Raw genomic sequence first — 24,486 nt, 5'->3', positions numbered from 1 at the left:
TCTCATTTTCAAACCCGCGTCAAGAACTTTTTTGCCATCCGGGAAAATTTCTTTTCCCGTCGCCCTTTCGGGCGTGGCCAGCTCGTTGGCGCGAACGGCTTTATGCGCCTTTTCGACCCCATCGTCAAGCATTTTTCCGCAAAAAATTTTGCGGATTTGCTCCCTGCTGACTGATTATTCAATCAACATACTGGAAAGACACAGAAAATTCTTGATAAATTTCTTTGCCTTTTTCCTTTTTGCCTCTCTCCTTTTTCCGCCAATCGAGGCTCTCTCCTCTCCCCTCCGGCCGGAAAGTGCGCCCGTTTCCTTCAAAAGCACCAGATTCCTCCAGACCTTAAAGACCGTTCCGCAGCCATGGATCTTCTGCTCTCCTCTTTTCGACAGCGACACAAAACAAAAAGGGGAGCCCGAAGGCTCCCCTCTCATGCATATTTATGGCAATGCCTAGGCGGCATAGCTTTCCTGCAGCACCAGGCGACGACGACGGGCTTTCTCCAGCTTTTCCTTTTCCCAGAAGAGCGGAGCCAGACGACGCGTCCAGCGGGAGAAGAAGCGGACGCTCATGCCCACCAGCACGGCCGAGATGATGGTGCCCTCGCGCAGGCCCACGATGGTATGCAGGACGGCCAGGCTGAGCAGCACCGCGGCCAGCACCATGGAAGAATCCACCAGAACCTTGATGTTGCCGAAATTCTTGTGCGTGCGGAAAACGATGGCCACGACCATGCCCTCACCGGGCAGCACGGTGGCGTTGCTGATGATCTCCAGACTCACGCCCAGGCCCAGGACCATGGAGCCCACCAGACACATGAGCATCTGCTGCCAGTAGACATCAGTCACCAGATAGGAGGTGGCCCACATCCAGCCGTCGATGAACAGGCCGAACAGGAAGACCGCGGGAATCTGCATCAGATGCCCCACCGTAAAGTAACGGCCCAGCAGGGCCTTTTGTACCACGAGAAAACAGATATTGGACAGAAAAGTCACGGTCCCCAGACTCAGGGGGAAGATGGCGCTTAGGGCGTACGGCAGGCTGGTGATGGGCGAGGTGCCCAGACAGGCATTGGTCACCAGCGCGACCCCCAGGGCACAGACCAGCAGTGCCACGGTGAAGCCCGCATAACGTTTGCACAACACAGATTTGTCAACAGTCACTTTCATTCTGAAAACTCCGACCACGTCCATACACAACGCGGTACTCCGGCGATGAAACCAAGGGGGGCGCCGTCTCCGCCCCCGTGCCGCTCCTTCCGGCGCCGGTCGGGAAGGCAGGGCAAGGGGACGTTATCGAAACGACGTCCGCCGCGGGCAACGTCCCGCCGCCTTTCAGAAGAGAACAGAAAAGCGACGGCGCCGTTACCGGCGCGGCACAAATTGGAGCCGGGCTCCGGGAAGAACAGAAAAAAAACGTTGCTGTCGCAACTATGCAGATGCGACAAAAAGCAGCGCAGCTGTTCTTCGTGCGCCTCTCAGCGCAGTAAAAGGTTGAGGTGGCGGTAGGCTTTGGCGGTCACCATGCGCCCCCGGGGGGTACGCTTGAGCAGACCGCACTGGATGAGGTAGGGCTCGTAGATCTCTTCGATGGTACGCACTTCTTCGGAACAGGCCACAGCCAGCGTCTTGAGCCCCACGGGTCCGCCGTCGTAGTGGGTGATCATGACTTCCAGCAGGCGCCTGTCCATGCGGTCCAGACCTATCTCGTCGACGTCCATGCGCCGCAGGGCCTCGGCAGCCTGCTCCGCGGTGATGACGTCGTGGCCGCCCATCATGGCAAAATCCCGCACGCGACGCAAGAGGCGGTTGGCGATGCGCGGTGTGCCGCGGGAGCGGCGGCCTATCTCTTCCGCACCGTCAGGAGTGACGGCGATGCCGAGGATGTGCGCCGTGCGCAGCACCACCCGGGCCAGTTCGGCGGGCGTGTAGAACTCCAGCTGCGAAAGGATGCCGAAGCGCCCGCGCAAGGGTGCGGAGATCAGGCCCATACGCGTGGTGGCCCCTACCAGGGTGAACGGCTCCAAGTCGATCTTGACCGTGCGGGCCGCCGGGCCCTGCCCGATGACCAGATCCAGCTTGAAGTCTTCCATGGCCGGATACAGCACTTCCTCCACAGCGATGGGCATGCGGTGGATCTCGTCCACGAAGAGGATGTCGTTGCGGGACAGGTTGGTCAGGATGGCGGCAAGATCACCGCTGCGCTCCAGCACCGGGCCCGAGGTGCAGACCAGGTTGACGCCCAGCTCGGCAGCCATGATCTGGGCCAGGGTCGTCTTGCCCAGACCGGGATTGCCGTAAAAGAGCGTATGGTCCAGCGCGCAGCCGCGTTCACGGGCCGCGCCCAGATACACGCGCAGATTGGCACGCAGTTCTTCCTGACCGATGAAATCATCCAGGCTGCGGGGCCGCACGCTCTCTTCCAGCGCGGCGGTGCTCAGACCGGGGTCTTCCGTACTGGCTGCGGGTGCGGGCGTGTGCTGTTCCGCAGGGGCATCCCAGTCATCATTGCCGAAAAAACGGGCTGCGGGGGAAGGGGAGGATTTCTGTGCCATGATGTCCAGTCGGTCAGGATTTGCCCCCTGCACAGGCCGGGCCTGCACGGGGAACACTCAAGAAAAAGAAAGCGCCGGTCTACAGACGACCGCGCGCCAGCGCCTTGAGCGCCGCCCGCAGAGCGCCGGTGACGTCAAGGTCGGGCTCCTGCAGCAGGATATTTTTGACCACAGGAGCGCATTCGTCCTCAGAATAGCCAAGATTGGACAAACCATCAAGCACGTCCCGGAACACGGAGCCCGGACGGCCGTTGGGCGCCAGTACCGCCGCCTGCGGTACGTCCTCTACCTTGAGCTTGTATTTGAGCTCCAAAAAGACATGCTGAGCCGTCTTCTTGCCGATGCCGCTCACCCGGGTGAGGGCATCCACGTCCTCTTCCAGCACGATGCGGCGCAGGTCGTCGGGCCGGTACAGGGAAAGGATGGCCAGCGCCGTGCGCGCGCCCACCTTGGAGATGGTCAGCAGCACCTCAAAGACCTGCCGCTCCTCGAAGGTGGCAAAACCGAACAGCTGCTGGGCATCCTCGCGCACCACCAGACTGGTGTACAGGGCCACGCTCTCCCCGCGTCCGGGCAGGGAAGCCATGGTGTGGGCGGGCAGGTCCAGCTCGTAACCCACGCCACCGCGCGTGACCACGATGCAGGAGGTGCCCCAGGTCTCGGCCAGCAGGCCTTCAAGATAGGCGATCATGGATGCTCCTTGATGTCATCGAAAAACAGGGATGCGGAGGCAGCGGCCTCACAGCACCAGCAAAAGGGCCCCGGCCGTGATCAGGGTGCCCCCGGCCACGGTCTTGGGATCACAGGGCTCGCCCAGGACGAGCACCCCCAGCAGCATGGCCAGAGGCACGCTGAGCTTGTCCAGCGGCGCGACCTTGGAGACGTCCCCCAGCTGCAGGGCCTTGAAGTAGCACAGCCACGACAGGCCCGTGGCCACGGCGGAAAGGAACAGGAAGAGCCAGGTGTGCCCGCCGATCTGGCGCACCTCGCGCCAGGTGCCGGCATACAGGCTCATGCCCCAGGTGAGGAGCAGGATGAACCCCACCCGGATGGCCGTGGCCAGTCCGGAATCCACGTCCCGGACGCCCAGTTTGGAAAAAATGGCTGTCAGGGCCGCGAACACGGCCGCCAGCAAGGCATAGACCTGCCACATGGCACTTTCCTCCCCTCTGTTGCCGGGCTCTCCCGCCGGGCCTCAGGGAACAGTCTCTGAGAGCTGTCATGCCGTGGATATGTACCCGGCGCCACCTGCTCCCCTCGGGGGCAGGACGCCTTCCCTGGCCTGAGGATGCCGACGGTATCCGCGAGGCAGCGCTGCTCCGGGCCGGTGCGGCACGCCATGCAGCAACCATGCAGGCAGGGATCGGGCTGCCTTTCCGGGGCATGGCAACAGATACGGCTGCCCGAACAGGGGGGCAGCCTGTATCATTTTGTATCAATATATATGGCAAGGTCGCTTTTTCCTGCCGCCTTGCCCCCACAGGGCCCTTGCCGTGCGGCAGGAACGCCCTGCCCTAGCCGCCGATGGAGACCATCTTGCTGCTGGCCACGGCACCACCCTGCCGGGCTGCCAGCAGATCCGCGCCCACGGGCTTGCTTTTGCAAGCCTGGGCGATGACCCGGGCGATATGCTCGTCCGTGACCTTGGGATGACGCAGCAGGGGCCGCAACGGATACTCCCTGTCGGCGAACAGACAGGTGCGCAGATGCCCGTCGCTGGTCATACGCAGGCGGTTGCAGGACAGGCAGAAATGGTTGGTCAGCGGCGTGATGAAGCCCATGCGCCCTTTGCCGCCTTCCAGGGCGAACATACGGGCCGGGCCGCGCTGGCCCTCGTTGGCATCGCCCAGCGGCATCAGGCGGACGTGCTGCTCCACGGCGGCGCGGATGTCGCCGGCGGGCCAGAAATTCTCGGGGCTCCACAGGGTATCGCTGCCCATGGGCATGAATTCGATGAAGCGCACGTCCACGGGCAGGGTCATGGCCGCATGGACGAAGTCGGCCATCTGGCCGTCATTGATGCCGCGCAGGCCCACGGCGTTGATCTTGACCCGGATGCCCGCGGCCAGCATGGCGTCCAGGGCCCGCAGCACTTCCGGCAGCATGTCGCGTCCGGTCACACGGGCAAAGGTCTCGCGGTCGAAGCTGTCCAGCGACAGGTTCACGGCGCTGATGCGGATACGCTGCAGCAGGGGAATGTGCTCCTCCAGCAGGGTGCCGTTGGTGGTGATGCGGATGTCCAGGTCATCGAAACGCTGCCGCAACCGCAGGAGGAAGTCGTCACAGCCCTTGCGCGCAAAGGGTTCCCCGCCGGTCAGACGCACCTTGCCCACGCCCATGCCGCGCACGATCTGCACCAGACGGATCATCTCCTCATAGCGCAGCACCTTTTCGTGCGGGATGCACTGGTGCCGGGCATTGCTGTGGCAGTACAGACAGCGCAAGTTGCAGCGGTCCGTCAGTGACAGGCGCAGGTAACGTACCGTGCGACCGTGGTCGTCGTGCAGGGCATGGATGCTCATTGTCCCTCCGGGGCCTCCTGTTGCCAAGAAGCAAAAATGGTTTTACACATGCAGCCATGAAGACACTCTTACGCAATCAGCGTGTCCGGCGTCTGCCGGCCGTCATCGCCCTGTGTGCCTCTCTGGCCCTGCCGCTGCCCGCGCTGGCCTGGGACGGCTTTGATGCGGATTCCGCCGACCTGGTGGAGATCATCCCCGATGCCCTGCCCAACAAGGGCGACACCGTGGACGTGCGCAACTACAGCAATGACGAGACGACCACCTGCCTGGTGGTCTCCGTCACCCGCAACAGCCGCACCGTGGAGATCGTGGTCCGCACGCCCGACGGCGAAGCGCACACCCTAGTGATGGAAGGCCGCTAGCCGTCGCGGACGGACGCGCCGGAACCCTGAGGCCCCGGCGCGACCGGGTCATGCCTATTCGTCGGCGCCCTGCTCGTAGCCGGGCAGCACCACACTGGCAGCCTCGCTCTTGCCCTGTCCCTTGGGGCAGTTGGACTGCAGATGGCAGATCTCGCAGCCGCCCTTGAAGGGATAATGGGTCACCAGAGCAAAACGGCGGTTCAGGGTGGGGGCATCTTCACGGTATTCCAGGCCCAGGCCGGACAGGGCCTCACGCAGGGCCTCGGTGGGACGCGGTGCGGGCGCACAGCCGGCATCTTCCACCTGGGGCAGCACTTCCTGCACGGCGGCCATGCACATGTACTGGGCCAGGTTGTTGTCCTGCCAGCCGTCCGAAGGGGATTTTTCCCAGGCGGCATCCACCTGCTGCTCCACGCTCTCGGGCAGCCAGACGGCCAGATAGGAGATCTTGGCTGTCTTGATCTCGCAGACCTTGAGTTGCGGCATCCACTCTTCCCACAGCTTGCACAGCCGTTCCAGCGTCGCGCCGCCCAGGCGCGATTCCTGGCTCAGGGTCATGAAGCCTTCCATATCGAAATAGGGACGGATCTCGTGTTCCGTAACGGTAATCTCGCTCACAGTCTCTCCTTGCGGGCATCAGGATGAGCCCTTCTTTACCGTGCTATTGTAACCAAGGAAAGGCGACCGTCAAGCCTGCACATCCTTTCACATGCGCCGGGCCGGCCGGGCTTTACTATTGCGGCCGTCTTCTTTACCATCCCCCATATTTTTTCAAGGAGCCTGCATGAGCAACCAACCCGAGCTTCCCAAGAAGATCCGCTACAAGTACGTCATGGACGACAGCGTGCGCATGAGCACCGCCCACGGCGTCTGGGGCGGCATCAATCCCCAGGGAGAGATCGAACTCAATTTCTATGAGGAAAGCGACTCCCTGCCCCAGTGGTCCGAATGCCTGGTGGCCCCTGACGGTTCGCTGGGCCCCGAGATGATGGACGAGGAGAACCTGGAAGTGCGCGAGGTGGTGCGCCGCATCAATACCCGCGTGCTGCTCAACTACAACACGGCCCGCGCCGTGCTGGAATGGCTGGAAGACCGCGTCGCCGCCCTGGAGATGGACGAAAGCGGCATGGCCGTCTACCCCCGCAACATCACCGGCCCCGAACAGTAGAAGACATGATCGACAACAGCTTCCACATCATCACCTTCGGCTGCCAGATGAACGTGCACGACTCGCAGTGGCTGGCCCGCGCCCTCGAAGCGCGCGGCTTTTGCGAGGCGCCCCTGGAAGAGGCCCGCGTGGTGGTGGTCAATACCTGTTCCGTGCGCGAAAAGCCCGAACAGAAAGTCATGAGCACCCTGGGCCGCATCCGCCAGGTCACCGGCAACTCGCCGCGTGTGCTGGTGGCCGTCACCGGCTGCGTGGCCCAGCAGCTGGGCGAAAAACTCTTCAGCCGCCAGGTGCGTCTGGTGGCGGGCAGCGACGGCATCAGCGGCGCGCCCCAGGCCATCGAACGCCTGCTGGACGAGCCCGCCCTACGCCTTTCCCTGCTGGACTTCACCAGCCATTATGTGGAGCGCGAACCCGGCGCCGATACGCCGTCCGCGCCCGTGGGCTTCGTGAACATCATGCAGGGCTGCGACAATTTCTGCGCCTACTGCATCGTGCCCTATACCCGCGGCCGCCAGAAGTCCCGTCTGACCCCGGCCATCCTCGACGAATGCCGCCACCTGCTGGACCGCGGCGCGCGCGAGATCACCCTGCTGGGGCAGAACGTCAACGCCTTCGGCCGCGATACGCACGGCGACGGCGTCAGCTTTGCCGCCCTGCTGGAAAAAGTGGCCGCCCTGCCTGGCCTGAAGCGCCTGCGCTACGTGACGCCCCATCCCAAGGATATGGGTCCCGAAGACGTGGCGGCCTTCGCGAACATCCCGCAGCTCTGCCCGCGCCTGCACCTGCCCCTCCAGGCCGGTTCCGACGCCGTGCTCAAGCGCATGGGCCGCAAGTACGACAGCGCCCGCTATCTGGAGCTGGTGGCCAGCCTGCGTGACGCCCGCCCGGACATCGCCCTGTCCACGGACCTCATCGTGGGCTTCCCCGGCGAGACCGAGGAAGACTTCGCCGCCACGCTGGAGCTGATGCGCGCCAGCAACTTCATGTCCAGCTTCTCCTTCTGCTATTCGGACCGTCCCGGCACCCGGGCCAGCCGCTTCCTGGACAAGATCGCCCCCGACGTGCAGCAGGATCGTCTGCTGCGCCTGCAGGCCCTGCAGGAGGAGCTTTCCCAGCGCTGGCTCGACGCCCGCGTGGGCCAGGAGTGCGAAGTATTGCTGGAAAACGCCAGCCGCCGCGAGGCCACCGACGACGACAGCCTGCAAAGCTGGCAGGGCCGCGACATCTACGGCGCCCTGGTGCATGTGCCCCTGCCCGCCGGCGACCATACCGGCCGCCTGGTCAACGCCCGCATCGTGGAAGCCAAGAAGCACAGCCTGGTGGCCGAAGCCACGGGACAGCCATGGTAGAGATGCACGTGGAGGGCCTGAGCCTCGACCCGCAGACACGAAAACCCATCGTCATCCTGCGGCAGAACGACGGCAAGGGCCTGCTCCCGCTCTGGATCGGCGCCATGGAGGCCATGACCATCTCGCTGGTGCTCAACGGCGAGGAGCTGCCCCGCCCCCTGGCCCACGATCTGCTGCTCATGGTGGCCAAGGCCCTCAACGGCACGCTCACCGGCGTGGACATCGTGGATTACAAGGACGACATCTACTACGCCGTGCTTTTGCTGCGCGGCCCCGCGGGCCTCATCAGCGTGGACTGCCGCCCTTCGGACGGCATCGCTCTGGCCCTGCGCGCCTCGGTGCCCATCCGCGTCAAGACCGAAGTCTTTGAAAAAGCCGCCCGCGAGCAGGAACCCGGCAGCATCCATCCCGCCACCCGGCACCAGGCCGGTTCCGATGCCGCCACCGACATGGCCCGTACGGCCGACGCCCGCAAGGAGGCCGACACCCTGGCCGCCCTGCTGGCCAAAGGCGCCGTGCCCGAAGATCTGGGCGAGGCCGCCGGGCCGGAACGGTTGCGCGACCTTTTGCGGGCCCTGGAGCCCGTATCGCGGAACAAGATGTAGAGAGCATCGTTCCGGGAGGTCTCTGTTGCAATACATTCAGAGAGCTCAACGAATAAAGATGACAACCGGTCATCATCCACTGGAATGCAAAAACAGCCCGAAACCAGAAGGTTTCGGGCTGTTTTTTTAGACAAATCCGCGGATGTCAGTATCCCCTGCATCAGGCCTGCTGCAACTTGGCGTGGGCCATGGACATGAAGAGCTTGATGCGGTTGAGCTGGTTGGCCTCGCTGCTGCCGGGGTCATAGTCCACGGCCATGAGGTTGGCCGCAGGACGCAGGCGCTTGAGTTCCTTCATGACGCCCTTGCCGGTGATATGGTTGGGCAGGCAGCCGAAGGGTTGCAGGCAAAGCACGTTGGTGGCGCCGTTGTCGATGAGCTCCAGCATCTCGGCGGTCAACAGCCAGCCTTCACCGGCCTGGTTGCCGCGCGAGATGATGCCCTTGACGCTGTGCGACAAGTGCCGGATGCGGGAAACGGGCATGAATATGCTGCCTTCCAGGGCCTTGCGCATGGAGGCGCGCAGCATCTCCACCCGCATGATGAACAGCCAGCTGCCCAGCGCAGGCAGGATGCGTCCGCCCAGCCGCTTCCAGCGGTACATGGGATCCATGAAGCAGTAGAGGAAGAAGTCCATGATGTCGGTGAGCACGGGCTCGCCGCCTTCGTCCATGATGTGCTGGGCCACATGGTTGTTGGCATCGGGGTGGTACTTGAGCAGGATCTCGCCCACGATGCCCACCTTGGGCCGGATTACACCGTCACGCGGGATCTTCGTGAAGTCTTCCACGATGCGGCGCATGTCCTTGCGGAAGGCACGGGTATCGCCCTTGCCTACCACCTCGCGGGCGCGCTGCGTCCAGCGTTCCAGCAGGGCGTCGGTATCGCCCTTGTGCAGCTCGTTGGCCCGGCAGGACATGGAGACACGCTGCAGCATGTCGCCGTACAGGCAGCTCAGGATCATGCGGTGCAGCATGCTGCCCGACATCTTGAAGCCCGGCTGCTTGTTGAGGGAACCGCTGCTCAGGGTCAGGATGGGCACCTGCGGGAAGCCCGCTTCCTGCAAGGCCTTGCGCAGCAGGGCCGGATAATTGCTGGCGCGGCAGGGGCCGCAGGTCTGGGCCAGCATCAGGGCCGTGCGCTGCGGGTCGCACCGGCCGTTGAACAGGGCGTCCAGCATCTGGCCGATGACCACAATGGCCGGGTAGCAGGCGTCGTTATGGACGTAGTTCAGGCCCAGCTCGATGGCCCGGCGGCTGACCACGGGCAGCACCTGCAAGCGGTAGCCCGCGCTGTTGACCGCCGCCTCCATGATGGAAAAATGCAGCGGTGCCATCTGCGGGGCCACGATGGTGTGGGTCTCGCGCATGTCTTCGGTGAAGTACGGGCTCTCCGGGCGCGGGGACTGCCGGAACTCCGGCGCCCTGCTCTCGCGGCGTTCCCGCACCGCGGCCAGCAGCGAACGGATGCGGATGCGGGCCGCCCCCAGCGACGCGCCTTCGTCGATCTTGATGAGCGTATGCAGGCGACCGTGATGGGTCAGCAGTTCCGCCACCTGGTCGCTGGTCACGGCATCGAGGCCGCAACCGAAGGACGTGAGCTGCACCAGCTCCAGCAGGGGACGCTCGCAGACCAGGGCCGCGGCCCGGTACAGGCGGGAGTGGTAGCTCCACTGGTCCACCACGCGCAAAGGATCGCGCAGCACGCCCAGATGGGCCACGCTGTCCTCGCTGAGCACGGCCGCGCCCAGCGACGCGATGTAGTCCGGCAGGCCGTGATGCACGGCAGGGTCCGCATGGTAGGGACGGCCGCACAGCACGATGCCCAGCCCCTGTTCACGCTCCACCTGGGCCAGGATGCGTTCGCCCTCGGCCCGCAGTTCAGCACGGTAGGCCTCCTGCTCGGCACGGGCCGCATGGGCCGCCTCCCACAATTCCAGCTTGGGCAAGCCCAGCACTTCGTGCAGGCGGTCCACCAGGGTGTCCAGATGCTCCAGCGAGACGAAGGGCGTGTACAGATGCGCGCCCAGCTCCCGCACCTCGTCGGTGTTCAGGCGGATGACCTCGGGATAGCCGGAGACCACGGGGCAGTTGTAGCCCCGCACCGAGGTATCCTGCCCTTCACGCGGCAGACAGGGGAAGAAGATCTCCCGCACGCCCTGGCGCAGCAGGGCCGTAACATGGCCGTGGGCCAGCTTGGCGGGGTAACAGACAGTCTGGGACGGCATGGACGAAAGCCCCAGATCGTACAGCTCCTTGCCCGATGCCGGAGAAAGCTCCACCCTGTAGCCCAGACGGGTGAAAAAGGTGAACCAGAAGGGATAATGCTCGTAGATGTTGAGCACACGGGGGATGCCCATGCGGCCGCGGGGGGCCTGCTCCGGCTCCAGCGGCTGGTAGCGGAACAGACGCTGGGCCTTCCAGGCGTAAATATTGGGCATGACCGGGACATCGTCCTGCGAATGTCCCATGCCGCCGCGCTCGCAGCGGTTGCCGGACACGAAGCGGTGCCCGTTGGAAAAACGGTGTACCTTGAGCAGGCAATGGTTACCGCAGCCACGGCAGCGCACGGACTTGGTCGTGATTTCCAGCGAACGCAGCCCGGCGGAACTCAGGGGCGTGCGCTCCTCCTGCCCGGCACAGCGGCGCAGAGCCAACAGGGCCGCACCGTACGCGCCCATGAGACCGGCGATGTCGGGACGGCTGACCTCCCGCTGCAACAGATTTTCCATGACGCGCAGCAGGGCGTCGTTCATAAAGGAACCGCCCTGCACCAGCACGCGCGCGCCCAGCTCGTCGGGCGTGCGCAGACGCAGCACCTTGTACAGGGCATTGCGGATGACGGCATAACAGAGCCCGGCCGCGATGTCGCCGATGGAGGCGCCTTCCTTCTGGGCCTGCTTGACCTTGGAATTCATGAACACCGTGCAACGCGAGCCCAGGTCCACGGGATGGCGGGCAAAGAGCGCGGCCTGCACGAATTCTTCCATGCTCAGGTTCAGGCTTTGGGCAAAGGTCTCCAGAAAGGCCCCGCAACCGGCGGAACAGGCTTCATTGAGGGTCACGCCCGCGATGCAGCCCTGCCGGACCTTGAGGCATTTCATGTCCTGGCCGCCGATATCGATGACATAGGTGGCGTCCGGCACCAGACGACAGGCCGCCTTGAGATGGGCCACGGTCTCCACTTCGGAGATGACGGAACCCAGGGCTGCCCGGGCATAATCAGCGCCGTAGCCCGTGGCCGCACTGGCCTGTATCCAGGCACCGGCGGGCAGACGGTCCACCAGGTCGGCCGCATAGGGCAGCAGCCCGGCCAGCGGGTCGCCCTGGTTGCGCTGGTACCAGGTGTCCAGCACGGCACCGTTGATGTCCACCAGCACGGCCTTGACCGTGGTGGAGCCCAGATCAACGCCCAGATAGAGCGGACCCGAGGCCTCGGCCAGCCGGCCGCGCGGCGCGGCGTCCTGACGGTGACGGTCGAGGAAATCGTGGTATTCGGCTTCGGAATCGAACAGGGGCGGCAGGCTGGCGCTGGTCTCGCCCTCGAAGGTACGGGTACGGGCGCGTTCGGCCAGTTCGGCCACGCTCACGGGCGCGGAAGCCACGGGCCGCCCCATGCCGGGGATGTCCACCAGGCTCAGGGCCGTACCGCGCGCCACCACGTACTGGGCGTCCGGCACATCCACCACGTCTTCGGGAGCCATGTGCAGGGTCTCCACGAAGCGGGCCTTGAGCTGGGGCAGGAAATGCAGGGGCCCGCCCAAAAAGGCGACCTTGCCGCGGATGGGATGACCGCAGGCCAGACCGCCGATGGTCTGTTCCACCACGGCCTGGAAGATGGAGGCCGCCAGATCCTCACGGGGCGCGCCTTCGTTGAGCAGGGGCACCACGTCGGTCTTGGCGAAGACACCGCAGCGGGACGCGATGGGATAGATGGTGGTGTGGCGCGCGGCCAGGGCATCGAGACCGGCCGCATCGGTATCCAGCAGGCTGGCCATCTGGTCGATGAAGGCCCCGGTACCGCCGGCACAGGCCTCGTTCATGCGCAGATTGTCCGAACCGTCGGAAAAATAAAGGATCTTGGCGTCCTCGCCCCCCAGTTCCACAGCCACGTCGGTCTGCGGCGCCAGGACGGCGATGGCACGCGACGTGGCCAGCACCTCCTGCACGAAGGGCAGCTCCAGGGCCTGCGCCAGCCGCAGGGCCGCGGAACCCGTCATGGCCGGGCGCACCACCAGACCGGGCCGCCGTTCGGCCAGGTCTTCCAGCAAGGTGCGCAAGGTCGCGCGCACCGCCGCGCCATGACGTTCATAACGGGCTTCCAGCAGCGTGCCCCGCGCATCCACCAGGGCCAGCTTGACCGTGGTGGAGCCTGCATCGAGCCCGAGATACAAAGCTTCTTCCATTACCTGATTCCCCCGCTTCTGCCGGATAAATCTCGTCTATCGTCTCTCGTCGGATCCGGTCCCGCACCCGGCCTCTGCCGAGCGGGCGCGCCACTTGGCCGCGGCATCGTCCAGCCCGGCAAAGATGAAGTCCTTGACCATCTGGTCAAGGGACGCGCTTTTTTCTGCCAGGTTCGGGAACAGACTGTTGGCAAAGGCCGGATCCAGCATGATGAGCATCATGCAGGTCCCCATGGAACTGGCGATGCAGCAGTCCAGCTGGGAGGCCTCCTGCGGGATGCCGGTGATCTCGCTCAGCAGGCCGCGCAACAACCGGGCTTTGGGATGCACCTTTTCCTGCAGGAAAGGATCCACAAAGCCCGCCGGCGAAAAAAACTCCCGTGCCAGCACCCGCACATGCCAGCTGCGCGGCCCGTGCAGATGGGCCAGCAGCTCGTCCAGCGTACGCGACAGCTTTTCGCGCGCCGTGCCCTCCGCCAGGATCTGGCGCAGGCGCTCCAGCGTGAAGAGACGGTCATGGGCCTCGGCCAGCACGGCCGCATACAGCCCTTCGCGGCTGCCGAAATGGTAGTTGACCGCCGCCATGTTCACATGGGCCCGTTCGCAGACCTGTTTGCTGGTCATGTTGGCATAGCCGCACTCGGCCGCCAGCTGCCCTGCCGATTCCAGGATCCGGGCCCGGGTCAGATCCCCGTCACCGCGCTTTCCGCGCTCGTGCCCCCCGTGGGAAATACTGCCCATTACCGCCTCATAGTGCTAAAGTTCCCTTATCTAATCAAGAATACTTCCTGCCATGTTCAAAAAACGTTAACGAATTAAAATTCAAATTTCAATTATTTTTCTTACCTTCGTAACCACAAATCACGGAAGGACAACCTACTCAAAAAAAAAGCCCCGCGACGTCATGTCGCAGGGCCTTCCAGAGCGTCAGCGCTGGATGCGCCGCCGTACGGCTTCGGCATCCAGACCGTGCAGATGGTGCACGCGTGTCAGGTAACACAGGGCCCCGAAGCCCAGGGCCACGATATAGGAGATCCAGAAGCCCGCAGGTCCCATGGCCGGGACGAGCCAGTCCGTGCGGGCCAGCGTGAAGCCTAGGGGCAGGCCGATGATCCAGTAGGAGGTAAAGCAGACCAGAGAGATGATGCGTGTATCGTTGTAGGCACGCAGAATGCCGATACTGATGGTCTGCAGGGCGTCCACCAGCTGATAGCAGGAACCGAGCAGCAGCAGGCTCATGGCCAGGGCCGTCACGGCGGGATCGTCGTTGTAGATGTGCACGATCTGCTCGCGGAACAAGGCCGTACAGGCGGCGATGATCAGCGAGGAGACAGCGCCCATGCACAGGGCCGTGCGGGCCGAAAGACGGGCCCGGCCCAGACGCCCGGCCCCCACGCTCTGCCCCACCCGGATGGCCGCCGTGATGTTCAGCGACAGGGGCAGCATGAAGACCATCCCGGCAAAGTTCATGGCGATCTGGTGCCCGGCAACGATGACCTTACCCAGCGGTGCCAGCAGCAGTGCCGAAAGTGCGAATAGCGAGACCTCGAAGAACACGGCCAGCGCACCGGGCAGACCGATGCGCAGGATGCGCCAGATCAGGGGAAAGTCGAAACGGCAGGGCACCGGCTCGGGCGTATAAGGAGCGGCCAGAGGGCTGGCGTCATCACGGGCGCGGGCCTCGCAGCCGCAGGCACGGGCCGTGCGCGGCAGCAGCAGGGGCAGGAACAGGGGATGCAGATCCCGGTACTGGGCATCCCGCCGCACATAGTAGATCATGCAGGCGGCCATGAACCAGTAGCACAGGGCCGTAGCCACGCCGCAGCCCACGGCCCCCAGCTGGGGCAGGCCCAGCTTGCCGTAGATGAGCACATAGTTGCAGGGTACGTTGAGCGCCAGCCCCAGGATGCCGATGATCATGGCCGGGCGGGTGCGGGCATAGCCTTCCAGAAAGCTGCGCACATTGACGAACAGCATGAAGCCCGGCAGGCCCCAGAGCATGGCGCGCAAGTAACCGCCGCCCAGGCGGGAAAGTTCCTCATCCAGCCCGAAGGACTGCAAATGCCAAGAGATGACGTAAAAGACGCTCATCAGGACGACGCTGATGACCAGCGTGAGCCAGATGCCCTGCCGCAGCAGGTGCGGGGTGCGCGAACGCTGGCCGCCGCCCACCAGATGGGCGCTCATGGCCGGCAGGGAAAGCAGGCAGCCGATGCCCAGCAGGGAAAGAGGGTTCCAGATGGAACCGGCCACCGCCACGGCAGCCATGTCCGCCGTGCTGGCCTGACCGGTCATGGCCGTGTCTACGAAGTTCATGCCCATCTGTGACATTTGGGCCACAAATACAGGGAGGCCCAGAGCAACAAAGCGCCGGGCCTCGGACAACGAAAAGAACTGATTCTGCATGGTCTCCCATCCGCAGCCGGAAATATCCGGTTACAAGATAAGCCCTTATGCCGGGCCGGAGGCAGGCGGGGCATCCTGCCGGCACAGCCGTGGCAGGGTACGGTCCGCGCCCCTCCTATACCTGCTCCCCCCCTGAATGACAAGTCCGCGCCATACCGGGAAATACCTTCCCGAAAAACCGACCGCTTTTTCTTTGCCGGCACGGCCCGCAATGCCCCTGTGCTGCCGTAGCGGCACATGTTCCGCCATGGCAGGCATGTCCGTGAAGATGGGGCCTTCAGCCACACAAAAAGGGGAGGCCTTGCCATGCCTCCCCTTCCTCGTGTGCGTATCCGGCACAAAATCCCATCGCTCCCGGTCAGCGGCGGATGCGCTGGCGCACGGCCTCCGCATCCAGCCGGTGCAAGCGACCCATGCGCAAACGGTACAGACTGAAGCTCACCCACAGAGCCAGGCCGTAACCTATCCAGAAACCGGTGGCGCCCATGGCGGGCACCAGCCAGTCCGTGCGGGCCAGGGTCCAGCCCGTGCCCAGCCCCACGATCCAGTAGGAGAACAGGCAGACCCCCAGGATGTAGCGGGTATCGTTGTAGGCGCGCAGCACACCGATGCTCACCGTCTGCAACGATTCCGGTATCTGGTTGACGGCGGCGAAAACCAGCAGACCCACGGCCAGCCCCAGCACGGCGGGGTCCGAGTTGTAGATCTGGGCGATCTGCGGCCGCAGGCACAGGGTGGTCGTCATGGTCATCAGAGCCAGGCCCAGCCCCAGGCACAGGGCCGTGCGGGCCGAAAGGCGGGCCCGTTCCAGACGCCCGGCCCCCAGGTTCTGCCCCACCCGGATGGCCACGGTGATGTTCAGCGACAGGGGCAGCATGTAGACGATGCTGGAAAAGTTCATGGCGATCTGGTGCCCGGCCACCACCACCTTGCCCAGCGGCGCCAGCAGCAGGGCCGTGACCGCGAAGAGCGACGCCTCAAAACAGGCGGCCAGCGCACCGGGCAAACCAATGCGGAAGATGCGCCAGACCAGCGGCCAGTCCACCCGCCGGAGCTCGCCGCCCTCCCCGGCCGTACGCGGCAGCAGCAGGGGCAGGAACAACGGTCCCAGCTTGCGGCAGCGCGCCTCGCGCCGGGCATACAGGGCCAGGGTCAGGCCCATGAACCAGTAGCACAGGGCCGTGGCCACGCCGCAGCCCACGGCCCCCAGCTGGGGCAGGCCCAGCTTGCCGTAGATGAGCACATAGTTGCAGGGCACGTTGAGCGCCAGCCCCAGCAGGCCCACGAGCATGGCCGGACGCGTACGGGCGTAGCCTTCCAGAAAGCCGCGCACGTTCACGAACAGCATCATGCCCGGCAGGCCGAAAAGCATGGCCCGCAGATACCCGGCCGCCAGCGGCGCCAGCTCGGCATCCAGGCCAAACAGCTCCAGATGGAGGGAAAGAAAGGCGAACACGCCCATCAGCACCAGCGACAGCAGGCTCGAAAGCCAGAGGCCCTGACGCAGCAGATGCGGGGTGCGCTGCTGTTCGCCGCCGCCCACCAGATGGGCCATCATGGCGGGCAGGGACAAAAGGCAACCCATGCCCAGCAGGGAAACGGGCACCCAGATGGAGCCCGAGACGGCCACGGCGGCCATGTCCGCCGTACTGGCCTGGCCGGTCATGGCCGTGTCCACGAAATTCATGCCCATCTGGGCGATCTGCGTCACCAGCACGGGCAGGCCCAGCGCCAGGAAGCGGCGGGCCTCATTGAGGGAAAAGAATCTGTTCTTGGTCATCATGTTCTGTGATGGAGGCAAAAACAGGGCCGCTCCCTGCGGAACGGCCCTGAAAAGGCCCCGGCGGCATGACCGCACGAGGCCCCCGGATACATACGAATAGGCCTGATGCGGCCTGTTTTACAGGAAGAGCCCCGCCTCGGGCAGACGCAGCCCCTGCATCTTCGCCGCGGTCTCCACCAGACGGGCGATGGCCTGACGGCCCGTATCGCCCAGGTCGCGGCTGTACTCGGTGACGAAGGTCTTGATGTGGGCCGAGGTCACGCTCTCGGCCAGCTCCTGCGCGTGTTCGCGGATGAATTCCGCCGAGGCGCGCGGGTTGGCATTGGCATAGTCCACGCTGGCCGTGATGGCCGCTTCGATGGCGCGGGCCAGCTCCACGGGCACGTCGCGACGCACGGCGATGGCACCCAGCGGCAGGGGCGCATGATAGGTGGCTTCCCACCACTGCCCCAGGTCCAGCAGCTTGACCAGACCACGGTCGGCATAGGTGAAGCGGCCCTCATGGATGATGACGCCCATGTCCGCCTCGCCGCTCAGGACCGCATCCATGACATCGCTGAAGAGCATCTCTTCACGCGGGCCCTGGAAGCCGCCGTGCAGGGTCAGCAGCAGGTTGGCCGTGGTCATGAGGCCCGGCACGGCCACGCGGGCCGTTTTCCATTTTTCTTCGGGCAGGTCCTCGCGGGCCACCACCAGCGGGCCGCAGCCCCAGCCCAGGGCAGCGCCCGAGGCCATGATGGCATAATCGTCCATGATGTAGGGCACCACGCCCAGCGAAAGCTTGGTCACCGGCAGCTTCTTTTGCCGGGCAAGGGCGTTGAGCTCCTCCACGTCGGCCATGTGCGGCGTGAAGTGCGCCGGGGACGGCACCAGATGGTGCAGCAGGGCATGGAAGATATAGGTATCATTGGGACAGGGCGAAAGGCCCAGCGTCATGTTCTCCGCCACGGGACACCTCTCTTTGTTTTATCCGGCGTAACAGTTTGACAGGCAGCGAGACTGGAACATATACTGCGCTGTTCCGGCCTTCGGCCAATCATCATTTGAGGATAACCATTATGCTGGATGCTTCCTATTACGCAAGCCTCGGGCTTGCCGACGTTCTGGACAAGGTCCTTGCAGGCCAGCGCCTGAGCGCCGAAGACGGCATGGCGCTTTTCGCCTGCCCCGACATCACCGCCGTGGGCGCTCTGGCCCACCACGCGCGTTGCCGCATGCACGGGGACAAGACCTCGTATGTGGTCAACCGCCAAATAAATTATACCAATGTTTGCGTCAACGGCTGCGTGTTCTGCGCATTCCGCCGCGACCGCGAAGAAGACCAGGGGGCCTTCTGCCTGAGCACCGAGGAAGTGCTGGAGCGTCTGCGCGCCGCTGACGCCACGCCCCTGCATCTGGACGAGCTGCACATCGTGGGCGGTTGCCACCCCACCCGTCCTTTCCAGTGGTTCCTGGACACCCTGCGCGCCGCGCGCGAACTCAATCCCGACCTGCTCATCAAGGCCTTCACCCCGGTGGAGATCGCCCACTTTGCCAAGATGGAAGGCTGTTCCACCCTCGAAGTGCTGCAGCGCCTCAAGGAAGCCGGCCTGGTCATGATGCCCGGCGGCGGCGCCGAAATCTTCGACGAAGGCCTGCGCGCCCAGATCTGCCCCCACAAGGCCGGTTCCGCCGAATGGCTGCGCATCTCCGGCGAGGCCCACAGCCTGGGCATCAAGACCAACTGCACCATGCTCTACGGCCATCTGGAGACCTACGCCATGCGCGTGGATCATCTTTGCCGCCTGCGCGAACAGCAGGACAAGAGCGGCGGCTTCACCTGCTTCATCCCCCTGCCCTTCCTGACCGAGAACAGCAAGCTCAAGCTGCCTGAAGAAAAGCTCGGCCCCGTGCGCGGCATCGACCAGTTGCGCACCGTGGCCGTCTCGCGTCTGATGCTGGACAACATCCCCCACATCAAGGCCTACTGGATCATGATGGGCACCAAGCTGGCCCAGACGGCCCTCTGGTACGGCGCCGACGACCTGGACGGCACCGTGGTGGAAGAGCACATCGGCCATATGGCCGGTGCCGGTTCCGCCCAGGGCCTGACCCTCAAGGAACTGGAATTCATGATCCGTGAAGCGGGCTTCACGCCCGTGCGGCGCAATGCCATCTTCAATACCGTCCAGACCGAGGAGGCCCGCGCATGAGCGACCAGCAGTTCCGTCCGGCGCACAGCGCCTTTGACGAAAGCCCCGAAGTGAAGGAGGCCGCGGCCCTTTCCCTGGCCGGGAAGCGCCTGGACCGCGCCGCCGCCGAAGCCCTGTATTACGGTGCCTCCCTGCATACGCTGGCCCAGCTGGCCCACGCCATGCGCCTGCGCCTGCATCCCGAGCCCATCGTCACCTATGTGGGCGACCGCAACATCAACTATTCCAACGTCTGCGTCTGCGCCTGCCGCTTCTGCGCCTTCTTCCGTGCGCCCGAATCCGGCGAAGGCTACGTCATCACCCGCGAGGAGATGGCCCAGAAGATCGACGAGACCCTGCGCCTGGGCGGCACCCAGATCCTGCTGCAGGGCGGGCACCATCCCGACCTGCCCCTGGAATGGTACGAAGACCTGCTGCGCTGGATGCGTGCCACCTGGCCCAGCCTGCACATCCATGCCTTCTCCCCGCCGGAGATCTTCTTCTGGTCGCAGAAATTCGGTCTGAGCGTGGACGAGGTCATCTCCCGCCTCAAGGCCGCCGGTCTGGACTCCATCCCCGGCGGCGGCGCCGAGATCCTCCAGAACGATGTCCGCGCCCAGGTCTCGCCCAACAAGTGCAGCGCGGACCAGTGGCTCTACGTCATGGAACGCGCCCACAACCTGGGCATGCGCACCACCGCCACCATGATGTTCGGCCATGAGGAAGAGCCCCGCCACCGTCTGGACCACCTCTTTGCCGTGCGCGAGGTGCAGGACAGGACCCACGGCTTCACGGCCTTCATCCCCTGGACCTTCCAGCCCGCTCATACCCGCATCAATGTGACGGCCCCCCTGCCCGCGCCCGCCTATCTGCGCCTGCTGGCCGTGTCGCGCCTGGTGCTGGACAATATCGCCAACATCCAGTCCTCCTGGGTGACCATGGGCCCCGAAGTGGCCCAACTGGCCCTCTTCTACGGTGCCAACGACTTCGGCTCGCTCATGATCGAGGAAAACGTGGTGGCCGCCGCCGGTGTGTCCTACCACCTGACCCGTCACGAGATCCACAAGATCATCCGTGCCGCCGGCTTCACCCCCGTGCAGCGCACCATGAACTACACCCCCGTGGATCCTCAGCCCGAAGACTAGACTATGAAGGGATGATGCGAGGGGGAGGCCCCCCTTTTGTGAACAAAAGGTGCGGCCTCCCCCTCGCACTCCCCCTCCACGCCAAAAAACTTTGCCCGGATCTGTCCCTTTCCCGCAGGTTCGGACATCGTGTATTGGTGTGGAAAACGGGAAAAAAGCCCAGCAGGTTCTGTCGGTCCACCGGTGCGGCGGGCGTAGGATATGCCCTCAGATACCGGGAGATCCCCGCAGACAAAAAGATATAGAAAAGCGGACATGGCCGTGATGGTCATGTCCGCTTTTTTGCTGGCAGCATTCCGTCAGCGGAAGCTCTGCCGCGATACGGCGTGTCTTCCGCGCCTGCAACGACGAAGCGCTGCCGGGGCACTGGGAAGGACTCCTTTTCCGGACCGGCTGAAAGGACATGCTGCCGCTTTCAGCCGGAGCCCATCCTTGCATGGGCCTTTTGGGGAAAAGGAGACCAGGGAGAGCCATCGGCCCGCAGGGTGCCACCGGATACCGGCCCTCAGGACGTATGCCGCGACGGGGAGGAGGATCCGTCGCTACGCAGGAGACTCCGGCACCGGCAGCAGGGACAATGGCCCCCTGTCTCACATTGTTTCTTTAGATCTCGCTTTCCGGGATACCGCAGGCCCGGGCCACACCCGCACCGTAGGCGGGGTCGGCCTTGGCGCAATGACGGATATGGCGCAGCTTGATCTCGCGGGGCGCATCGCCCAGAGCGCGGGCCGTATTGCCGAACAGCTCTTCCTGCTGTTCCGGCGTCATCACGCGGAACAGCTTGCCGGGCTGCTCGAAGTAGTCGGCATCATCGCAGGGATAATCCCAGCGGTCCGCGTCGCCGCTGATCTTCAGGGGCGGCTCGCTGAAGTCGGGCTGTTCCTGCCAGGCGCCCGTGCTGTTGGGCTCATAGCTGGTATAGCTGCCGTAGTTGCCGTCAACCCGCATGGCGCCATCACGATGGAAGCTGTGATAGGGACAGCGAGGACGGTTCACCGGGATCATGTTGTGATTGACCCCCAGACGATAGCGCTGGGCATCACCGTAAGAGAACAGACGGCCCTGCAGCATCTTGTCGGGCGAAACGCCGATACCGGGCACCAGATTGGCGGGATTGAAGGCCGCCTGCTCCACCTCGGCAAAGTAGTTCTCGGGGTTGCGATTCAGTTCCAGCACGCCCACTTCGATGAGGGGATAATCCTTGTGATACCAGACCTTGGTCAGGTCAAAGGGATGATAGGGCAGCTTTTCGGCGTCTTCCTCGGGCATGATCTGGAAATACAGGGTCCAGCGGGGGAAGTCGCCCTTTTCGATATGCTCGTACAGGTCACGCTGGTGGCTGTCCCGGTCACGGCCGATGAGTTCCTGCGCCTCGGCATCGGTGAGGTTCTTGATGCCCTGCTGGGTCTTGAAATGGAACTTGACCCAGAAGCGCTTGTTTTCCGCATTGATAAGGCTGTAGGTGTGGCTGCCGAAACCGTGCATGTGACGGTACGACGCCGGGATGCCGCGATCGCTCATGACCACGGTGATCTGGTGCAGGGCTTCGGGCAGCAGGGTCCAGAAGTCCCAGTTGTCCGTGGCGCTGTGCATGTTGGTGCGCGGGTTGCGCTTGACCACATGATTCAGGTCAGGGAACTTGAGCGGGTCACGCAGGAAAAAGACCGGTGTGTTGTTGCCCACCATGTCCCAGTTGCCCTGGTCCGTGTAGAATTTGACGGCAAAGCCGCGGATGTCGCGTTCCGCGTCCGCTGCGCCGCGCTCGCCGGCCACAGTGGAGAAACGGACGAAGACTTCGGTCTGCTTGCCGACCTCGGCAAAAAGCGAGGCCTTGGTATACCGGGTGACGTCATGCGTCACCGTGAACGTCCCGTAAGCACCGGAGCCCTTGGCGTGCATGCGCCGCTCCGGGATGACCTCACGGTCGAAATGGGCCAGTTTTTCCTGGAACCAGACATCCTGCATCAGCATGGGGCCGCGCGGACCGGCAGTCAGGGCATGATTGTTATTGGCTACCGGCGCACCGGCACTGGTGGTCAGGCGGTCATTTTTATCAGTCATGTGCTTTCTCCCTGGTTTGCGCACCTGGTTGGTGCAGTGACAGCCTCCCCCCAGGAGGTATCGCAAGGAAAGAAATGCCATGACCGACAACTTTTGTAAATAGGAATTATTCCTATTTACATATTTTTCTCACTTTCCCGCCGGATATCCTTGCAGGCAGCGGGCAGCCGCCCGCATGCCACGCCGCACGCCATGCCATGCGGGCCAGTGCCCCACGCGCAGGCCTAGTGCTGCAACACCAGCAGGCCGATGCGGGCCAGACGTCCGTCTTCACTGCCGTGGGCACCGCCGACCCCGATACCGCCCACCACCACATTTTCCAGGGTGATGGGGATACCGCCTTCCATAAGGGAGAAATTGGGGTCGAGATAGCGGATGTCCGAAGGGATGGAGCCGTCCCGTATGCCACGGGCTATGGCCACCGTCTCGCGCTTCTGGGAGGCCGCCGTATAGGCTTTTTTGTAACTGGCGTTGAGCGTATGCACACCGGCGTGATGGTCGCGCAGCACCGCCAGTATCTGGCCGGAGCGGTCCACCACGGTCACGGTGACGGCATGCCCGCTCTCGCGGGCCTCATGCATGACCACCTCGACCATGGCCTGGGCCTGTTCGCCTGTCAGGACAGGCTCACGCACGATGGCGCCCGCGGTCTCGTTGTCCAGTGCTGCAGCCATGACCGGAATCCCCCCAAGCAGCGTACCTGCCAGCAATACAAGAAAAAAACGTTTGAACATGACTCACCTGCTTTTTTCCATCATATACAGGAAGGCCGAGGGACGTCAAAACGCCTGCTCCCGCCCTTTCCTTTTTGGCGGCGGCCTGTTATGCAGCATTCCGGAATGCGTCCGCACGGGTGCTTCCCTTTCCGCTGCCCCCGGACAGCCCACCAAGAAACGGCCGCTCTGCGGCCAGGAGGAATGCCATGTCCAGTGAACCCGGTCTGCCCGCTGATGCCCTGCGCATGGGCCGCATCGGCTACCTCAACGTCCTGCCCATCTATCATCCCCTGGAAGCGGGCATCATCCCCCACGATTTCGAGATCATCTCCGGGCCGCCCGCCGTCCTCAACAACATGATGGCCCGGGGCGAGCTGCACATATCCTCCAATTCCTGTTTCGAATACGCCATGCGCCCCGAGCGCTACCATCTGGTGGAGGATCTTTCCATCGGCTCCCACGGCAATGTCATGAGCGTGCTGCTCATGTCCCGCCGCCCTGTGGAACAGCTGGGCGGCCAGACCATCCTCATCAGCGGCGAGACCCACACCTCCGTGGCCCTGCTGCGCCTGCTCATGAAGGACCACTACCACTGCGACGTGAACTACGTCACCGGCGCCGTCACGCCCACCCTGGGCACGGACAGGGCCCCCGAAGCCTTCCTGGCCATCGGGGACGAAGCCCTGCGCCTGCGCAACCATCCTGACTATCCCTACCGTCTCGACCTGGCCGATGCCTGGGTGGAATGGACCGGCCTGCCCTTCATCTTCGGGGTCTGGGTGGTCAGCCACGACGCCGTGCAGAAAAAACTTTTCCACAGCGACCCCGGCGCCCTCATGCGTCAGGGCCGTGACTGGGGCCTCTCCCACATGGATGTCATCCTCGACCTCACCGGCCACGGCTGCCCCCTGTCCCGCGAGGAACTGACCGTCTATTACAACGAAGGCCTGACCTTCAGCCTGGGCGAACGCGAATTGCAGGGCCTCAGCCTCTTCTACCGCAAGCTGGCCGAAGCCCGCATGATCCCCGGCGTGCCTCCCCTGCGCTTCTTCCACATGTAAGCAAGTTTTTTTGGGGGAAGGAGAGACCTTGCCCTGCTGTCGATACCCGTAGCTCCCTTCGTCGCAACGGGCACGGCCTGCGGCCGCCTTCGGTCGCCGGCTCGCGCGCAAAGGTCCCTCCTTCCCCCTATCCTCCTCCCAACGCGCTTTATGCAGGAGGATGGACTCCCCGGTACGACG

General features: G+C 64.1%; 20 protein-coding genes. 7 read left to right on the top strand and 13 right to left on the bottom strand.

From position 1 onward, the window contains the following. Positions 1-447: 447 nt before the first annotated feature. The 5 genes from ACQRBR_RS11030 to moaA form a co-directional block, all read right to left on the bottom strand. Positions 448-1,164, bottom strand: coding sequence for a YczE/YyaS/YitT family protein (locus tag ACQRBR_RS11030; RefSeq protein ID WP_239463855.1), 717 nt, complete (start codon positions 1,162-1,164; stop codon positions 448-450). Positions 1,165-1,472: 308 nt separating this feature from the next. Next, a complete protein-coding gene (ruvB, locus tag ACQRBR_RS11025) occupies positions 1,473-2,549 on the bottom strand; it encodes a Holliday junction branch migration DNA helicase RuvB (RefSeq protein WP_300646438.1) in 1,077 nt (358 codons plus the stop codon). Between the two features lie 79 nt (positions 2,550-2,628). Then, a complete protein-coding gene (gene ruvA, locus ACQRBR_RS11020; protein ID WP_006008508.1) occupies positions 2,629-3,240 on the bottom strand; it encodes a Holliday junction branch migration protein RuvA in 612 nt (203 codons plus the stop codon). Positions 3,241-3,288: 48 nt separating this feature from the next. Then, positions 3,289-3,702: an EamA family transporter gene (locus tag ACQRBR_RS11015; protein WP_427812977.1), complete on the bottom strand. Its 414-nt coding sequence runs from the start codon at positions 3,700-3,702 to the stop codon at positions 3,289-3,291. Positions 3,703-4,063: 361 nt separating this feature from the next. Next, positions 4,064-5,071 (bottom strand): GTP 3',8-cyclase MoaA, encoded by a 1,008-nt coding sequence (gene moaA / locus ACQRBR_RS11010; RefSeq protein WP_204674305.1) that lies wholly within the window; start codon positions 5,069-5,071, stop codon positions 4,064-4,066. Positions 5,072-5,127: 56 nt separating this feature from the next. Here moaA and ACQRBR_RS11005 point away from each other — a divergent pair, with 56 nt between their 5' ends. After that, the gene (locus tag ACQRBR_RS11005) at positions 5,128-5,433 is read left to right on the top strand and encodes a DUF5334 domain-containing protein (RefSeq protein ID WP_006008500.1); all 306 of its coding nucleotides are present in this window, start codon (positions 5,128-5,130) and stop codon (positions 5,431-5,433) included. A gap of 54 nt (positions 5,434-5,487) precedes the next feature. On the opposite strand, the gene ACQRBR_RS11000 is transcribed toward ACQRBR_RS11005, so the two are convergent. Continuing rightward, positions 5,488-6,051: a hypothetical protein gene (locus tag ACQRBR_RS11000; RefSeq protein ID WP_204674304.1), complete on the bottom strand. Its 564-nt coding sequence runs from the start codon at positions 6,049-6,051 to the stop codon at positions 5,488-5,490. A 166-nt stretch (positions 6,052-6,217) separates the two neighbouring features. Here ACQRBR_RS11000 and ACQRBR_RS10995 point away from each other — a divergent pair, with 166 nt between their 5' ends. The 3 genes from ACQRBR_RS10995 to ACQRBR_RS10985 are packed head-to-tail and all read left to right on the top strand — an operon-like array spanning position 6,218 to position 8,558. Beyond that, positions 6,218-6,601: a hypothetical protein gene (locus tag ACQRBR_RS10995; RefSeq protein WP_006008497.1), complete on the top strand. Its 384-nt coding sequence runs from the start codon at positions 6,218-6,220 to the stop codon at positions 6,599-6,601. Between the two features lie 5 nt (positions 6,602-6,606). Then, positions 6,607-7,953: a tRNA (N6-isopentenyl adenosine(37)-C2)-methylthiotransferase MiaB gene (gene miaB / locus ACQRBR_RS10990; protein WP_204674303.1), complete on the top strand. Its 1,347-nt coding sequence runs from the start codon at positions 6,607-6,609 to the stop codon at positions 7,951-7,953. Then, positions 7,947-8,558: a bifunctional nuclease family protein gene (locus ACQRBR_RS10985; RefSeq protein ID WP_303878657.1), complete on the top strand. Its 612-nt coding sequence runs from the start codon at positions 7,947-7,949 to the stop codon at positions 8,556-8,558. The genes miaB and ACQRBR_RS10985 overlap by 7 nt, the downstream gene beginning before the upstream one ends. Positions 8,559-8,718: 160 nt before the next feature. Here ACQRBR_RS10985 and ACQRBR_RS10980 read toward each other — a convergent pair whose 3' ends face one another. From ACQRBR_RS10980 to ACQRBR_RS10960, 5 genes are all read right to left on the bottom strand, one after another. After that, the gene (locus ACQRBR_RS10980; RefSeq protein ID WP_427812976.1) at positions 8,719-12,963 is read right to left on the bottom strand and encodes an acyl-CoA dehydratase activase-related protein; all 4,245 of its coding nucleotides are present in this window, start codon (positions 12,961-12,963) and stop codon (positions 8,719-8,721) included. A gap of 36 nt (positions 12,964-12,999) precedes the next feature. Next, positions 13,000-13,704: a TetR/AcrR family transcriptional regulator gene (locus ACQRBR_RS10975; protein WP_303878659.1), complete on the bottom strand. Its 705-nt coding sequence runs from the start codon at positions 13,702-13,704 to the stop codon at positions 13,000-13,002. A 186-nt stretch (positions 13,705-13,890) separates the two neighbouring features. Further along, entirely contained in the window at positions 13,891-15,369 is a 1,479-nt protein-coding gene (locus ACQRBR_RS10970; RefSeq protein WP_427812975.1) for an MATE family efflux transporter, read from the bottom strand. A gap of 358 nt (positions 15,370-15,727) precedes the next feature. Continuing rightward, positions 15,728-17,152 (bottom strand): MATE family efflux transporter, encoded by a 1,425-nt coding sequence (locus tag ACQRBR_RS10965; protein ID WP_427812974.1) that lies wholly within the window; start codon positions 17,150-17,152, stop codon positions 15,728-15,730. 117 nt (positions 17,153-17,269) lie between these two features. Further along, complete coding sequence (locus ACQRBR_RS10960; protein WP_303878671.1) at positions 17,270-18,100, bottom strand: 1,4-dihydroxy-6-naphthoate synthase; 831 nt, start codon at positions 18,098-18,100, stop codon at positions 17,270-17,272. 110 nt (positions 18,101-18,210) lie between these two features. On the opposite strand from ACQRBR_RS10960, the gene mqnE reads away from it, so the two are divergent. Then, positions 18,211-19,344: an aminofutalosine synthase MqnE gene (mqnE, locus tag ACQRBR_RS10955; RefSeq protein ID WP_427812973.1), complete on the top strand. Its 1,134-nt coding sequence runs from the start codon at positions 18,211-18,213 to the stop codon at positions 19,342-19,344. Then, positions 19,341-20,468, top strand: a complete 1,128-nt coding sequence (gene mqnC, locus ACQRBR_RS10950) for a cyclic dehypoxanthinyl futalosine synthase (protein ID WP_279136220.1) — start codon at positions 19,341-19,343, stop codon at positions 20,466-20,468. The genes mqnE and mqnC overlap by 4 nt, the downstream gene beginning before the upstream one ends. A 603-nt stretch (positions 20,469-21,071) precedes the next feature. On the opposite strand, the gene ACQRBR_RS10945 is transcribed toward mqnC, so the two are convergent. Both ACQRBR_RS10945 and ACQRBR_RS10940 read right to left on the bottom strand, forming a co-directional pair. Continuing rightward, positions 21,072-22,529: a catalase gene (locus tag ACQRBR_RS10945; RefSeq protein ID WP_204625410.1), complete on the bottom strand. Its 1,458-nt coding sequence runs from the start codon at positions 22,527-22,529 to the stop codon at positions 21,072-21,074. Between the two features lie 224 nt (positions 22,530-22,753). Beyond that, positions 22,754-23,203 carry a GlcG/HbpS family heme-binding protein gene (locus tag ACQRBR_RS10940; protein ID WP_427812972.1) on the bottom strand — a complete coding sequence of 150 codons (450 nt, stop codon included), beginning with the start codon at positions 23,201-23,203 and terminating at the stop codon, positions 22,754-22,756. Between the two features lie 248 nt (positions 23,204-23,451). On the opposite strand from ACQRBR_RS10940, the gene ACQRBR_RS10935 reads away from it, so the two are divergent. Continuing rightward, positions 23,452-24,306 (top strand): menaquinone biosynthetic enzyme MqnA/MqnD family protein, encoded by an 855-nt coding sequence (locus ACQRBR_RS10935; RefSeq protein ID WP_427812971.1) that lies wholly within the window; start codon positions 23,452-23,454, stop codon positions 24,304-24,306. The last annotated feature ends 180 nt before the right edge of the window (positions 24,307-24,486 follow it).

This window comes from Desulfovibrio sp. SGI.133, from assembly GCF_050313955.1.
Taxonomy (GTDB): Bacteria; Desulfobacterota; Desulfovibrionia; order Desulfovibrionales; family Desulfovibrionaceae; genus Desulfovibrio.
This window is presented reverse-complemented; position numbering and strand designations above follow the sequence as displayed.

What these genes read in the sequence shown, in the direction of transcription:
- ACQRBR_RS10945 (WP_204625410.1), bottom strand. Translation starts at nt 22,529, where the DNA reads ATGACTGATAAAAATGACCGCCTGACCACCAGTGCCGGTGCGCCGGTA.
- ACQRBR_RS10985 (WP_303878657.1), top strand. Translation starts at nt 7,947, where the DNA reads ATGGTAGAGATGCACGTGGAGGGCCTGAGCCTCGACCCGCAGACACGA.
- ACQRBR_RS10965 (WP_427812974.1), bottom strand. Translation starts at nt 17,152, where the DNA reads ATGATGACCAAGAACAGATTCTTTTCCCTCAATGAGGCCCGCCGCTTC.
- ACQRBR_RS10970 (WP_427812975.1), bottom strand. Translation starts at nt 15,369, where the DNA reads ATGCAGAATCAGTTCTTTTCGTTGTCCGAGGCCCGGCGCTTTGTTGCT.
- ACQRBR_RS10940 (WP_427812972.1), bottom strand. Translation starts at nt 23,203, where the DNA reads ATGGCTGCAGCACTGGACAACGAGACCGCGGGCGCCATCGTGCGTGAG.
- ACQRBR_RS11005 (WP_006008500.1), top strand. Translation starts at nt 5,128, where the DNA reads ATGAAGACACTCTTACGCAATCAGCGTGTCCGGCGTCTGCCGGCCGTC.
- mqnE (WP_427812973.1), top strand. Translation starts at nt 18,211, where the DNA reads ATGCTGGATGCTTCCTATTACGCAAGCCTCGGGCTTGCCGACGTTCTG.
- ACQRBR_RS10995 (WP_006008497.1), top strand. Translation starts at nt 6,218, where the DNA reads ATGAGCAACCAACCCGAGCTTCCCAAGAAGATCCGCTACAAGTACGTC.
- moaA (WP_204674305.1), bottom strand. Translation starts at nt 5,071, where the DNA reads ATGAGCATCCATGCCCTGCACGACGACCACGGTCGCACGGTACGTTAC.
- ACQRBR_RS10980 (WP_427812976.1), bottom strand. Translation starts at nt 12,963, where the DNA reads ATGGAAGAAGCTTTGTATCTCGGGCTCGATGCAGGCTCCACCACGGTC.
- ACQRBR_RS11015 (WP_427812977.1), bottom strand. Translation starts at nt 3,702, where the DNA reads ATGTGGCAGGTCTATGCCTTGCTGGCGGCCGTGTTCGCGGCCCTGACA.
- ACQRBR_RS10935 (WP_427812971.1), top strand. Translation starts at nt 23,452, where the DNA reads ATGTCCAGTGAACCCGGTCTGCCCGCTGATGCCCTGCGCATGGGCCGC.
- ruvB (WP_300646438.1), bottom strand. Translation starts at nt 2,549, where the DNA reads ATGGCACAGAAATCCTCCCCTTCCCCCGCAGCCCGTTTTTTCGGCAAT.
- mqnC (WP_279136220.1), top strand. Translation starts at nt 19,341, where the DNA reads ATGAGCGACCAGCAGTTCCGTCCGGCGCACAGCGCCTTTGACGAAAGC.
- ACQRBR_RS11030 (WP_239463855.1), bottom strand. Translation starts at nt 1,164, where the DNA reads ATGAAAGTGACTGTTGACAAATCTGTGTTGTGCAAACGTTATGCGGGC.
- ACQRBR_RS10975 (WP_303878659.1), bottom strand. Translation starts at nt 13,704, where the DNA reads ATGGGCAGTATTTCCCACGGGGGGCACGAGCGCGGAAAGCGCGGTGAC.
- miaB (WP_204674303.1), top strand. Translation starts at nt 6,607, where the DNA reads ATGATCGACAACAGCTTCCACATCATCACCTTCGGCTGCCAGATGAAC.
- ruvA (WP_006008508.1), bottom strand. Translation starts at nt 3,240, where the DNA reads ATGATCGCCTATCTTGAAGGCCTGCTGGCCGAGACCTGGGGCACCTCC.